The 13,435-nt window shown below is 35.8% G+C and carries 13 protein-coding genes; 8 read left to right on the top strand and 5 right to left on the bottom strand.

Annotated elements, in window-relative coordinates; translation table 11 throughout:
• Window positions 1-7: 7 nt before the first annotated feature.
• Entirely contained in the window at window positions 8-463 is a 456-nt protein-coding gene (gene psiE, locus MY533_RS21720) for a phosphate-starvation-inducible protein PsiE (RefSeq protein ID WP_248717528.1), read from the bottom strand.
• A 174-nt stretch (window positions 464-637) separates the two neighbouring features.
• Here psiE and MY533_RS21715 point away from each other — a divergent pair, with 174 nt between their 5' ends.
• The gene (locus MY533_RS21715; protein WP_132362575.1) at window positions 638-859 is read left to right on the top strand and encodes a phosphate-starvation-inducible protein PsiE; all 222 of its coding nucleotides are present in this window, start codon (window positions 638-640) and stop codon (window positions 857-859) included.
• A gap of 144 nt (window positions 860-1,003) precedes the next feature.
• On the opposite strand, the gene guaC is transcribed toward MY533_RS21715, so the two are convergent.
• Entirely contained in the window at window positions 1,004-1,987 is a 984-nt protein-coding gene (gene guaC, locus MY533_RS21710) for a GMP reductase (RefSeq protein WP_248717527.1), read from the bottom strand.
• A 333-nt stretch (window positions 1,988-2,320) separates the two neighbouring features.
• On the opposite strand from guaC, the gene MY533_RS21705 reads away from it, so the two are divergent.
• The gene (locus MY533_RS21705) at window positions 2,321-2,740 is read left to right on the top strand and encodes a VOC family protein (RefSeq protein WP_142510070.1); all 420 of its coding nucleotides are present in this window, start codon (window positions 2,321-2,323) and stop codon (window positions 2,738-2,740) included.
• A gap of 75 nt (window positions 2,741-2,815) precedes the next feature.
• On the opposite strand, the gene MY533_RS21700 is transcribed toward MY533_RS21705, so the two are convergent.
• The gene (locus tag MY533_RS21700) at window positions 2,816-4,765 is read right to left on the bottom strand and encodes a methyl-accepting chemotaxis protein (protein WP_248717526.1); all 1,950 of its coding nucleotides are present in this window, start codon (window positions 4,763-4,765) and stop codon (window positions 2,816-2,818) included.
• A gap of 300 nt (window positions 4,766-5,065) precedes the next feature.
• Between MY533_RS21700 and MY533_RS21695 the strand changes: the two genes are divergently transcribed.
• A complete protein-coding gene (locus MY533_RS21695) occupies window positions 5,066-5,440 on the top strand; it encodes a VOC family protein (RefSeq protein WP_248717525.1) in 375 nt (124 codons plus the stop codon).
• 93 nt (window positions 5,441-5,533) lie between these two features.
• Here the strand turns inward: MY533_RS21695 and MY533_RS21690 are convergent, their stop codons facing one another.
• Window positions 5,534-6,280, bottom strand: coding sequence for a hypothetical protein (locus MY533_RS21690; RefSeq protein ID WP_248717524.1), 747 nt, complete (start codon window positions 6,278-6,280; stop codon window positions 5,534-5,536).
• Between the two features lie 271 nt (window positions 6,281-6,551).
• On the opposite strand from MY533_RS21690, the gene MY533_RS21685 reads away from it, so the two are divergent.
• The 5 genes from MY533_RS21685 (at window position 6,552) to MY533_RS21665 (ending at window position 10,943) form a co-directional block, all read left to right on the top strand.
• Complete coding sequence (locus MY533_RS21685) at window positions 6,552-7,721, top strand: acyl-CoA dehydrogenase family protein (protein ID WP_248717523.1); 1,170 nt, start codon at window positions 6,552-6,554, stop codon at window positions 7,719-7,721.
• A gap of 27 nt (window positions 7,722-7,748) precedes the next feature.
• On the top strand, window positions 7,749-8,618 hold the full coding sequence (locus MY533_RS21680) for a transporter substrate-binding domain-containing protein (RefSeq protein ID WP_248717522.1): 870 nt from the start codon (window positions 7,749-7,751) through the stop codon (window positions 8,616-8,618).
• Between the two features lie 134 nt (window positions 8,619-8,752).
• On the top strand, window positions 8,753-9,460 hold the full coding sequence (locus MY533_RS21675; protein WP_248717521.1) for an amino acid ABC transporter permease: 708 nt from the start codon (window positions 8,753-8,755) through the stop codon (window positions 9,458-9,460).
• Between the two features lie 12 nt (window positions 9,461-9,472).
• Complete coding sequence (locus MY533_RS21670) at window positions 9,473-10,174, top strand: amino acid ABC transporter permease (RefSeq protein ID WP_248717520.1); 702 nt, start codon at window positions 9,473-9,475, stop codon at window positions 10,172-10,174.
• 13 nt (window positions 10,175-10,187) lie between these two features.
• The gene (locus MY533_RS21665; RefSeq protein ID WP_248717519.1) at window positions 10,188-10,943 is read left to right on the top strand and encodes an amino acid ABC transporter ATP-binding protein; all 756 of its coding nucleotides are present in this window, start codon (window positions 10,188-10,190) and stop codon (window positions 10,941-10,943) included.
• Window positions 10,944-11,043: 100 nt separating this feature from the next.
• Here MY533_RS21665 and helD read toward each other — a convergent pair whose 3' ends face one another.
• Window positions 11,044-13,350: an RNA polymerase recycling motor HelD gene (gene helD / locus MY533_RS21660; RefSeq protein WP_248717518.1), complete on the bottom strand. Its 2,307-nt coding sequence runs from the start codon at window positions 13,348-13,350 to the stop codon at window positions 11,044-11,046.
• Window positions 13,351-13,435: the final 85 nt, after the last annotated feature.

Below are 13,435 nucleotides of genomic sequence, written 5' to 3'. Positions count from 1 at the left end.
AATAAAGTTATGGTTCTTTTTTCATAAAGAGTGATGAGCGTACAGGCCGTTCCAGCGGCGTAATATTAATAATAAAATAGCTTACAATTAATATTAAAATAATAATTGAATAAATGAAGGTGTTTATGGGATGATCATGTTCCACGATAATTAATCGAATCATGGCTGTAATTCCTATATAAATAAAGTACCTTAGTGGAAAATGATAATTCTCTTTAAAATATTTAATAATCATAGTAATAAATTCAAAATACAAAAAGAAAATAAGAATATTAGCAAGAAAAAGCTTATAGTCGCCATCCTCGTTGTTGAAAATTGAAATTTTAAAAAAGTGGATGAGCTCTTTGCTAAGTAAGAAGGATAAAATAAGCGCTAGAAGCACAAGGCATATATTTAGAAATGATTGTAAAATCTTAGGTAGAGCCTTTGTCAATTGTAAAAAAGTCGAGTCCTTATGGCTCATCGAATTCCTCCAATCTTATAAATCGTTTTACATGAATATAACATTTCATCGTAAATATAATAGTGTGTATTTGTAAAGTTTTGGTATATATTCATGAAAGAAAGTTTTCAAAATAAATTAGCTGTATGCTAAAATAGATGTGCATGAATATAAAATTTAAAAGGGGTTTTAAAAATGGCTAAAGCAGTAAAAGCAGGAAAAATTACACCAGAGCGTTTAGAAGAAGCATTAAACGTACGTGATCGTCTTATTATCGAGTTACTAGTACAAGTACTTGATGAAAAGCTTGTAATTGAACGTCCAGTATTACGTGAGCGTGTAGCAAACCTTGTAGACCTTTCTGATTATGATGAAGAATTAAAAGAAACAATCCACGCTGTTATTAACAAGCTATAATTTAAAGAGAAATGCTACTCTTAATGGGTAGCATTTTTTCTTTTGCAAGTACGGAAAATTGCTCAGTATTTGCCCAGGAGAAACGGAACCAACGAAAAACCCAAACAAGAATTTATTCTATTCTTGTTTGGGTTCTTTTAGTTTTTAATATACTTTATCACCATTAAAAATAGAGTTTTTCACAATTACATAATCTACATTTCGAATGGCATCAAGCTTATTGCCGCCTGCATAGGAAATAGATGATTGAAGGTCTTGTTGCATTTCAATTAACGTATCTTTGATGCTACCTTTATGTTCAACAAACATCTTTTTACCTTCAACATTTTTACGTTCGCCTTTTTGGAATTCAGAAGCAGATCCAAAGTATTCCTTTACAGTTTTACCGTCGATTTCGATTGTTTCGCCAGGTGACTCTTCATGGCCTGCAAATAATGATCCAATCATCACCATTGAAGCACCAAAGCGAACCGATTTTGCAATATCACCATGTGTACGAATACCGCCGTCAGCAATAATAGGCTTCGTTGCGGCTTTTGCACACCAGCGTAGTGCGGCAAGTTGCCAACCACCTGTACCAAAACCAGTTTTGATTTTCGTAATACATACTTTACCTGGTCCAATACCAACTTTTGTTGCATCTGCACCAGCGTTTTCAAGTTCACGTACCGCCTCAGGTGTACCCACATTACCGGCAATAACAAAGCTATTTGGTAGAAATTTTTTAATATGTTGAATCATACGAATGACAGCATTTGAATGACCATGTGCAATATCGATTGTAATAAATTCAGGCACTAAATTAGCAGCTGCTAATTCTTCAATAAAAGGATATTCCTCATTTTTCACACCAACACTAATGGATGCGATTAATCCACGATCTTGCATATCTTTAATGAAATTGATACGTGTCTCAGGGTTAAAACGGTGCATAATATAAAAGTAACCGTTTTCAGCAAGCTTCACAGCAAGACTTTCGTCGATAATTGTTTGCATGTTTGCTGGTACAACAGGAAGTTTGAATGTATGACCACCTAAAGTAACAGAAGTATCACATTCTGAGCGACTTTCTACTATACATTTTGCGGGAATTAGCTGAATATCTTCATAGTCAAATACGTTATCCATTATAAACACTCCTAAAATACGAATATTTTTTATGTTTTTATTTAAATCGTTCGCCATTTGGTAATTTACATTATTTTCGAGTAAATGTCAAAGCTTTTATCTAAATAAATAAAAAAATAGCAGGAAAAAACAGGAATTAACCGAAATATAAAGATATACTATTTTTTGTTATAGCTGGACAAGCGTAATGTTTCAAAAGAAAGTCTTAGCAAAAATCTTAGAATATTTGTAGGAAAGTAAGATTATTGATTGGTTTTATCTAAAATTTGTATTACTATTTGCTATCCATGTAAAATAGAATTGTTTCAAAAAATGACAAAGGGAGTGTTGGAAATGGCAGTAGAAGTCTATTTAATTTTTAATGGAAATTGTCGAGAGGCTGTATCTTTTTATGAGAAAGTTTTTAATGCAAACAAGCCTGAAATTATGACATTTGGAGATTCACCTCAAAATCCAAATTACCCATTACCAGAGGAAGCAAAAGATCTTGTGATGCATACGCGACTTTCGATTTTTGGTAGTACAGTAATGTTCTCAGATACATTCCCGGGCAATCCATTCACGACTGGAAACAATGTAACGTTAGCCGTTGTTTCAGACGATGAGACACAGATGCGAAAAGCTTTTGATGGTCTTAAAGAGGGTGGCAAGGTTAAAATGGAGCTACAAGAAACATTTTGGAGTAAATGTTATGGCTCCCTTACGGATAAATTCGGTATTGAATGGCAATTTAGTTATGAGGAAAATAAATAAAGAGCAATGAGTAATTGCTAAAAAGTTGAAAAGCACGATGTTTGGAAAGTCTCCATTAACATCGTGCTTTTCTTGTTAGTATTTAAAACGATTTACATAGCTTTGTAATTCATCAGCCATGTCGAGAAGTGCTTTTGAGGCTGCAGCCATTTCCTGCATCGAGGACAACGTTTGTTCAGTTGAAGCGGCAACTTCCTCTGACGCTGCTGTATTTAATTTTGCATGATCTGTTAGCTCGATAGCAGTTGCAGAAACTTCTTCGACTACTGCTGACATCTCTTGAGCGGCTGCAGATATATCCTCCATTTTCGGAGCAATATCGTGTAGACTCTTAATAATGTTGGTGAATTTTTTACTTGTATCTTCTGTTAGCTGTAAACCATCCTGGACATCCGCTGAAGCCTTAATCATCGTTTGAACAGATTTAGCCGTGTCTTGCTGAATGCCTGTAATTAGGGCAGAAATTTGCTCGGCTGATTGAAGAGATTGCTCTGCTAACTTGCGCACTTCATCGGCAACTACTGCAAAGCCTCTCCCATGCTCTCCAGCTCGTGCTGCCTCAATAGCAGCATTAAGTGCAAGCAGATTTGTTTGATCTGAAATAGCACTAATAATTTCTAAAATAGACCCGATTTCTTTTGTTCGATCATAGAGTGATTTAATCATTGTATCTGATTGTGCCACAGATTCATGAATAGAAATCATTTGATTCACAGTTTGATCTACCGCTTGTCCGCCTTCTTCGGCTAATTTTATAGCATGGCTAGATAAATCTGAAACCTGCATAGAGCTATCGGCGACCTCAACGACTCCTTTTGCGATCTCTTCAATAGAAACAGCATTCTGGTCAATACCAGTTGTTTGTTTTTCTGTATTAATAGCAACCTGTTGCATAGCTTTTGTAACTTGCTCTGAAGCAGCAATATTTTGTTCGGCATTCGCAGATAATCCATGCGCCGAAGTCTGTACTTGTTGGGAGCTTTGATCGACGTTGCGAATAAGTTTTTTTAAGCTAACCTTCATTGCGATAAAAGCTTCCCCTAGCTGTCCAACCTCATCTTTGGAATGAATGTCAATAAACTCTGTTAAATCGCCCTCACTAATTTTTATAGCGCTTTGTCTAAGTCGATTGATCGGATTAACGATCGATTTTATCATGAATAGCATAAAAATAATGCCAACAATAATAGAAATTGCAATAATTATTAAGTTGATATTAAAGGTCGAAGCTGCGGCTTCTGCAGCCTCGGCTGTAAACATTGTCCCAACAACTTTCCAACCTGTTAGCTTATTTGTAACAAATTGTAGCTGGCGATCTTTTTCAATAATGTTACCACTATCTTGTTCATAGATTTTAGTAATATAGCTTTCTGTTGCTTCAGAGCCACTTTCTTTATCTGGCTGGGCAATATAAATTTTATTGCTATCTAAAAGTGAAGCAAAGCCAGTCTCCCCAATGCGTATATCATTCGTAATGGTACTTAGTGTAGAAATATTTAAATCTAACCCTATTACTCCTGAGCCATCTGGTAAAGCTTGAGTAATCGTAAGAACGATATCACCTGTTGACTGTGTAATGTATGGCGCTGTAATAGACACTTGGTTTTTGTTATCTAAAGCTTTTTTATACCAAGGTCTCGTACGAGGATCAAACCCACTAGGGTATTTTTGTGCTGGCTCATCTAGTAGTCTGCCATCAGAAGTTCCAATATAAATCAGCTCTACCTCTGGATGCATGTTGACATATTCGTGGAAAAGAGATTTAAGCTCTGAAATTTTACCTTCTTGTAAATAAGATTGATTGAGCTTTTTTGAAAAATATTGAACGTCCTTCACTCTTGGCTCAATCGTGTTGGTAATATTCGTATTAAGCATGCGCACACTTTCGGTTGCACTTGCTTGTTGTTCTTCAGAAATTTGCTTTCCAGCACTTTGGTAAGACACAATTCCAATTAACAGTGTTGGGATGATAAGCATTGCTAAAAATGAAAAAATGAGCTTTTTTCTTAAACTTAGTTGTTTCACTTGAATTATCCTCACTATAATATTGTATTTTAAAACTTATATAATATCGCCCTTTGTGACCAACCTCCTACTATCCTAAGAGGTATATCGGATAATTGACACCCTACGTTATGGTGAAAAGTATATACTTTACCGATTGAGGCAAATATTAGACGACTAGGCTCATTTTATCAAAAATAAAATAAAAGTTAAGTATTTTGTTATAACCTGTTCATTAATATTTTGAAACGATAACCATTAGATGACATATAAAGCTACTTTTTGATATATACTAATACCAAAAGAGGAGGGAATTGTTTCATGATTCGACAAATTGGACAAGTGATGTTATATGTAAATGATCAGGAGACTGCCGTGAAATTTTGGACAGAAAAAGTTGGATTTGTTGTGGTTGCTGACCAAGAAGAGGGAGGAGTACGTTGGATTGAAATTTCTCCAACTAAAGATGCTCAAACTACCATTGTCCTACACAATAAAGAAATCATTGCGAAAATGCAGCCTGAATTAAATTTAGGAACACCTTCTATTATGTTTTATACCGATGATATAGTAGATCTATATCAGGATTTTCAAGCGAAAGGCGTTAAAGTAGGAGATTTAGTAATGATGCCAACGGGTAGGGTTTTTAATTTTGCTGATCACGAAAATAATTATTTTGCATTAGTGGAAAAATAAACATCGTTAATAGTTTGTATCTGTCCAATTTCGATTATTCGGTGCGAAAGTTGGACAGATTTTTGCTATTTTTCCTATTTAAATGCACGCAATTTATTTTATATCTTCTCCAAAAATCCCTACAGTTTGGCGATCAACGGTAAATTCATGACCATCCCATTTTAAAATATTTTCTACATAACCTAATCCATCGGCATGAAATCTGCCTGCTATAGACTGATAAGCTAATAGCTCATATATTCCATCACGTTCATAGTCCACTGGATACAATCCACTCATTGGATCTACCCATCCTTCAATAGGCTGCTTTAGTGTACCGTCTTGATGATAAATTTCAGCCAAATAATCTGGACCCTTGTATTGTAAGTCGATGATATATTGCTTGTGGGGATTCATGCTACGAACGGCTACTTTATATTGATTTTGATAATTAACGCTGTACTTTAGCTTATTATTAAAAGAAATTGCATCAAAAATTGAGCGTATGTTGCCGTTTATGGAGGAAAATATTTCACCGTTGATAATGCCTCCACTACCACCTGTGTCAGAAATAGCTAGAATATCTTCCAGATGATCGCCTGTAAAGTCACCTAAAAATATAGTTGGGTTATAGCCAACGCTTTGTTTTAGCATTATTTTTTCGAATTGGTGCGTCTGTCCGTAAAAAATAGCAAGCGTTAGGTCTTTCCACAAAGGGCTATCTGGAGTTTTAGTCCCCATCAAAAGAACAGTTTCAAGTAAGCCATCCCCATTAATATCTCCAAATTTCGTCTGAATAACCTGAGGGCCCATAGTTGAAATAGGCATATTATTCAAGGGTGGATTCATATTATTAGTCATACATGCACCTCTTTCTTTAGTTGTAGCATATGTTGTAAACATAGCTTGGTGAAAAAAGAAGACGTATTCATAATGTGTATAAAGCTTATAAAAAAACTTGTCATTAACCCATTGACATTTTTAAATGTGAAAAGTATTATAAATGTCAACGAATCAGAAAATTCAGTACCACTCATCCTCTCGCTACGAATACGTAGTTAGAGATTTTTTTACAACTTTAATTCTTAGTAAATATATATGTTTTATACATTTTGGGAAGAAGGAGATTTTCTTGAAGAATTTATTTATTAAAACAAAGCAACAACAGTATTGGCTAGATCAGCTAGCATCTATTTCTGATTCAATCAAGGCTGAGGCTAAAGAAGTAGATGAACAATCCCGTTTTCCATTCGAAGCACATAAACTGCTTCTGCAAATTGGTTATCCCAAACTAACTTTACCGAAAGAATATGGCGGTGAAGGATTATCAGTCTATGATATGGTACTCATTCAAGAAACGTTAGCAAGCTATGACGAGAATGCTTCACTCTCGCTAGGTTGGACATTAGGCGTAGTAGGCGAACTATATGAGAAAAAGCTTTGGTCGGACGATTTACTAAGTTCATTTGCTCAGGAAATAAAGAACGGTGCCATTATAAATAGAGCTGCGAGTGAAGCGGTAACTGGGAGTCCAACACGTGGAGGGCGACCAGGAACAAATGCTGTTTCAAGAGAGGGAGGTTGGCTCTTAAACGGACGTAAAATATTTACGACAGCCTCTCCAGTGCTAGATTATTTCTTAACATCAGCGTGGATTGAGGAAAAAAATAAAATTGGTTATTTCCTTATTCATAAAGATGCTCAAGGACTTTCAATTGAAGAAAACTGGGAAATGTCAGCAATGCGAGGCACAAGTAGCCATGACCTAGTTTTAAAGGATGTAATTGTCTCTACAAATCATTTAGTAGAGTTACCGAATCATCCAAGTGGTGGCAAGATAAATGGTTGGATTCTACATATCCCAGCAACATACTTAGGTATTGCACAAGCAGCTCGTGATTATGCGCTGCATTTTGCAAATCATCATCAACCTAATAGCTTGAATGCTCCGATTAGTACATTACCAAATGTGCAGCAGCTTCTAGGTGATATTGAATTGAAGCTATATCAAGCACGCTTTGTACTGTATGGAGTTGCCGACGCTTACGATGACCCGGCTAGACGTGAACTTTTAGCAAATGAAATGGCGGTTGCTAAGCATACAGTAACAAATTTGGCGATTGAAATCGTCGATAAGGCAATGCGTGTGGTAGGTGCGAAAAGCTTACATTTATCCAACCCATTACAGCGTTATTATCGAAATGTTCGTGCAGGACTTCATAATCCACCGATGGATGATATGACAATTATTAAATTGGCAAATGTCGCAATTGAACAGCAAAAATCGCATGAAAATCAATGACAAAAACTTTATAAGGGGACATGATATATGTTTAAACATAAGAAAAAAATTTTTCAATTGGCAGCAATCGGGTTGGCTTCACTAGCTATTTTAGCCGGCTGTAATTCAGGTGAAGCTTCTGATAAAGATTCAGAAGATGGTGCGAAAGTACGTACAGTGAAGGTTGCATTTGACCAGGCGTCAAAGCCCATTAGTTATTTAGATGATAAAGGAAATCCAACAGGCTACGATGTGGAAGTCATGAAGCTAGTGGATGAGATGTTACCTGATTATAAGTTTGAATATGTAGGCACGACTAGTGATGATTTACTAATTGGCGTTGAGCAAGGGAAATATCAAGTAGGCGTAAAAAATGCCTTCTTTACGCAAGAACGGACGGAGAAGTTTATTTTTCCTAAAGAATTTTTAGGTTTAAGTAGTGCGGGTTTAGTATTACGTAAAGAAGATGAAGGGATAAAAACTTTAGCCGACTTTGCAAAAAAGGATTATTCATTAGCACCAATTGCTGCGAATAATGCTCAATACACAATTATTGATGAATATAATAAAGCAAACCCAGACAATAAAGTGAAATTACAGGCTGGTGATGCGTTCACTGTCGATATCGTGCAATGGGTAAATGAAAAACGTGTCGATGGTGGTGTCATGATTGAAGGTCCATTTAAACAACAAGTTTTAGCAGAAGATGGCCCATATCATAATTTAAAGGATGACGTAGTTTACAACGAATTTGCCGTTATTAAAACATGGCCATTGTTCAATAAAAAGGAACAAGAATTTGCAGATGCTTACGATAAAGCTATAGCAAAAATTAAAGAGCAAAAGAAAACAAATGAATTAAGCACTAAGTTTTACGGTCGAGATTTATTTGAAGTGTTAGATTCTGTGAAGCGCTAATAAGCGGTAGCTGATCAAAGAAGACTCCTCTTTAGAAGAGAAAGTGCTAGCAGCTACTACTAAAAGAAAGGCTGTTGAGTCAGTATACTCAGCAGTCTTTATTAATACTTATTTAAATAAAAGTTGGTGAGGAAATGGAGAAGTATTTTGATGCATCATACATTTGGAACTCAATTCCTGTATTATTGCCTTTTTTAAAGGTAACTTTCTTAGTCGCAGGTTCTTCCATTGTACTAGGCACAATATTTGGCTTACTATTAGCAGCTGCTAAGTTAAGTGCAATAAAATTGCTACGAAAATTAGCGAACTTATATACAACGATTATGCGTTGTACACCATCTATCGTGTTATTATTCCTTGTATATTATGGTGTCCCAGCGTTAGCGGAAAATTTCGGCATTAATCTCCATTCAATCGAAACAGCATTTTTCGTCGTGGTAACGTTCACTTTACAGTTTGCGGCGATTATGTCGGAAGTTATTCGTTCTGCTTATTTAGCGATTAATAAAGGGCAATTTGAAGCGGCTGTTAGTGTGGGATTAACGCCATTTCAGGCCTATCGACGTATTATTTTCCCACAGGCATTCGTTATCGCCTTACCGAATTTTGGGAATGGAATGATTGCCTTATTACAAGAAGGGGCGCTCGCTTATACAATCGGCTTAATTGATATTGTCGGAAAGGCAAATTTAATTATTGCAAGTAATATTAATGCGCATGCATTAGAAATATATATTGCTTTAGCGATTGTTTATTGGGTGCTGTCGATTATTATAGAAAAATTCTTCGCTATGCTAGAAAAGTTCTTTGGTAAAGGGAAAAAGACATTAGAAACAACGTAAGGAGGCGAAATCATGAATTATCAATTTTTAGTTGAAACATTTTTTGTTGCATTATCAGGTGTACCTATCGCACTCCTTGTGACAATTGTTGCTATGCTTATTGCTCTACCACTTGGCTTTCTACTAGCACTAACACGCATCAATAAAATCCCAGTGCTCCATCATATAGCGAAAATTTATGTCTCCTTTGTCCGAGGTACACCTATAATCATTCAAATTTTTATTATTTATAGTAGTATTCCATTACTACTTAAAATGATTTTTGAGAAATATAATATTGTCTACGATATTTATAAAATCAATCCGATTTGGTATGCATTTATCGTCTTCGCATTTAGTACAACAGCAATATTAATTGAGGTATTTCGTTCAGCTTTAAGTACGATTGAAAAAGGACAGCTAGAGGCTGCTCATGCAGTAGGCTTAACAACATTTCAAGCCTATCGCCGTATTATTATTCCACAGGCTTTAGTAGTAGCTATGCCGAATATTTGTACGGCTACAGTCAATCTCATTAAAGCGACGTCTTTAGGCTATGCAATGTCCTTACCTGAAATTACATTAAAGGCTAAGGTAGCTGCTAATGTTGGCTACAATTACGTAGAAGCATATATTGATATTTTCATTGTGTACTTAATTTTATGTAGTACGGTTGAATACATTTTTAAACGCTATGAAAGACATTTAAGTAAATTTAAAGTGGCAAAAGCTTAAGGGGTGAACGTGTATGTTAGAAATTAAAAATATTCATAAATCATTTGGTGACAATGAAATTTTAAAAGGCGTCGATTTAGCCATTGATAAAGGTGATGTTGTTGTTATTTTAGGCCCAAGTGGCTCAGGAAAAACAACATTATTGCGTTGCATTAACTTTTTAGAGAAGGCTGACCAAGGACATGCGACATTTGGCGATATCCAAGTAGATTTTCAAAATGTGAAGAAGAAGGACGTACATTCGATCCGTCAGCGTGTAGCCTTTGTATTCCAGAACTACAATCTTTTTACGAACAAAACGGCGCTAGAAAATGTTACAGAAGGGCTTATTATAGGACGAAAAATTCCGAAGGCAGAAGCGACTGAAATTGGCAAAAAGGCGCTTGATAAAGTAGGCTTATCGGAAAAATATGATGCCTATCCAAGTCAATTGTCAGGAGGTCAGCAGCAGCGTGTCGGTATCGCACGAGCAGTAGCATTAAATCCTGATATTATTTTATTTGATGAACCGACTTCTGCACTTGACCCAGAGCTAGTAGGAGAAGTCCTTCAGGTTATGAAGAACATTGCAGCAGAAGGAACAACAATGCTTGTGGTCACACATGAAATGGGCTTTGCGAAAGACGTAGCCAATCGGGTGATTTTTATGGACGGTGGTGTCGTTGTAGAGGAAGGAAATCCTCATGATATATTTGTTAATCCGAAAGAGGAACGCACGAAGAAATTCTTAAAACGTGTTATTCCAGAGGATTATACGTACTACATTTAACTTCTTTTGGCCGATAGGGGCATAATTGATAGATGAAGAGAAGCTGCAAGTGTTCCATGGAGTGTCTATGGAAATATGCAGCTTCTCTTCTTTTTTGATATTAAAGCTTTAAAAAATGTGTTAATTCATTAATGGAATAGATATGCAATTCGTGCATAGCTCGTGTACAAGCTGTGTAGAAATAATTACGTTCTGTTTCCCTAGAATAATTAGCCAAAGAGGCATTGTATATCAAGACAGCATCGAATTCAATTCCTTTTGCCATATAAGCAGGTAACAGTAAAATGCCTTTTTTAAATTGTTTTGTATCATGGGTAATGAGTTGCATATCTACTTGGTCTTTCATTTTATTAAAAACCATCGTACACTCTTGCTCTGTTTTACAGATGATGGCAATTGTTTCGAAATTTAGGGACAAGCTGTTAATCTTTTCGACAAGCTGTTCAATTAACTGTATTTCATTCGACACAATTGTGATAGTTGGTTCGGGACCGGTTCTGTTAAAAGCTTCTACTTTTGCGTCCTCGTGTAAAATCTTCGAAGTAAGGTGAATAATTTGTTTTGTTGAGCGATAACTTTTCGTTAATATCATTTTTTCTGCTTGTTCACCATATAATTGTGGTGTCAGCAGTGAAGGATTTTTAAAGGTATGAGGATGGATGGTTTGATGCCCATCACCCAATATAGTCATACGTGCACGTGGGAATAATTGTTGTAAGACAAATAGCTGAAATGGAGAATAGTCTTGTGCTTCATCAATTAAAACATGACGAATCATCGTATTTGTTCGTTGACCCTCTATTTTGTCCTGTAAATATAAAAATGGAGCGGCATCTTCATACGAAATAATACGCTTTGCTAAATTAGGGAGTGTATGCTGACAGATTTCTTCCCAATGGTCAGGTAAAAGGTGCTGCAATTGTCGATGAATAGATTTGTTCATTTCAAACAATTGACGATAAATACCTAACATATGAACGAACTTCAATTGTTTCACAGATTGACGAAGAGGCTTGAACTGCTTTTTGACAATTTGGCTAGCTATTTTCTTGCGCTCTTGCTCAAAATCATCAAAAGAGTTTTCTGAAAACCGACCTTCATGCAAAAGCTCGCTATAAGCCTTTGTATACTCTTCAATGTCTAAAAGGTCACTGGCTTCTTCTACCCATTCTTTTGTCCGTTCTGCCTTTTCAATTTTCGATAATTGTTGTAATAACCATTCTTTCACTAACTGCAGTCGATTTGGGATGGGCATTGAGGCATTGAATGAATAAAAGTATTCAGCAATTTCTTGAGCGGTAATAATTCTTTCTCCGCGAAAAACAATATTTTTAAATAGCAAACCTTCATTTGCAAGGTGCTCAATATATGTGTCCAGCAATTCTCGATAGTGAAGGCTAGCTTTAAAAGAAATAATCATAAGTCTCGTTTGGTAGAGTGAGTCATCTTCCTCTGTTAAAAGTGACTCCAATTGTTCATAAGGATATTCTAATTGGAACTGTCGACCTAAACGTTTTGTTGCATATTCGGAGAAGGTTAATTGCTGCATATTGTCTTCACCTAAATCCGGTAAAACGGTATGAACATATTGATTAAAAAGCTGATTAGGTGTAATCAATAAAATTTGATCAGCAGTAATTTGATCTCGATAATGATATAACAAATAAGCAACACGTTGGAGAGCTACTGCCGTTTTTCCACTACCTGCGACACCCTCTACGATTAGATAAGGAGTGTTGACATGTCGAATAATTTTATTTTGCTCGGCTTGAATCGTTGCTACGATGCTACGGATATGTTCGTTTGCATTTTGAGCGAGAATATCGAGTAATAAATCATCACCAATCGTTAAACCTGTATTAAACATCGATTGTAATTGCCCATTTTTAATGATAAATTGCCGTTTTAAAAGTATCTCACCATGAATTTCTTCAGTCACTGATTCATAAGTAGCTGGGCCAGGCGTGAAATCATAATACATACTTGATATAGGGGCTCGCCAATCATAAATTAATATGTTTTCATTCTCTTCATCCATTAAGGTTGCGACACCGATATAAATCTTAAAAGGTTCGTTATGACTTTCCTGTAAAAAATCAATGCGAGCAAAATAGGGTGATTGCTGCAAACGGTCATATATTTTTACATCTTTGATGACACGTTGCTGAGCATGCTGAGAATCTGATAAGAGCTCTGCCTGTTGTTTAATAGCATAATAGGTCTCGTCTATATCCTCCGGAGTATCTAAGTTCACTCTGACGTCGTCCCAAAAGGTTTTCTTTAATGTTAAAACATTGTCTCTAACATCCTTTTCCTTTTGCAGTAACTCCTCCTTTTTGTGACCAACTGTGTGTAAACAAAGAACAAGATACTGTTTTTCCTCTGTCCATTCATATTGTTTTTCCAATGTTACTCACATTCCTCTCCATAAAATTATTTGCATGGTTTTTGATGCGGGAAATTTATCATACAGCTAGTTTAGAAAGAAGTAT

Origin of the sequence: Lysinibacillus sp. Ag94, assembly GCF_023242215.1 — a bacterium.
Taxonomy (GTDB): domain Bacteria; phylum Bacillota; class Bacilli; order Bacillales_A; family Planococcaceae; genus Lysinibacillus.
This window is presented reverse-complemented; position numbering and strand designations above follow the sequence as displayed.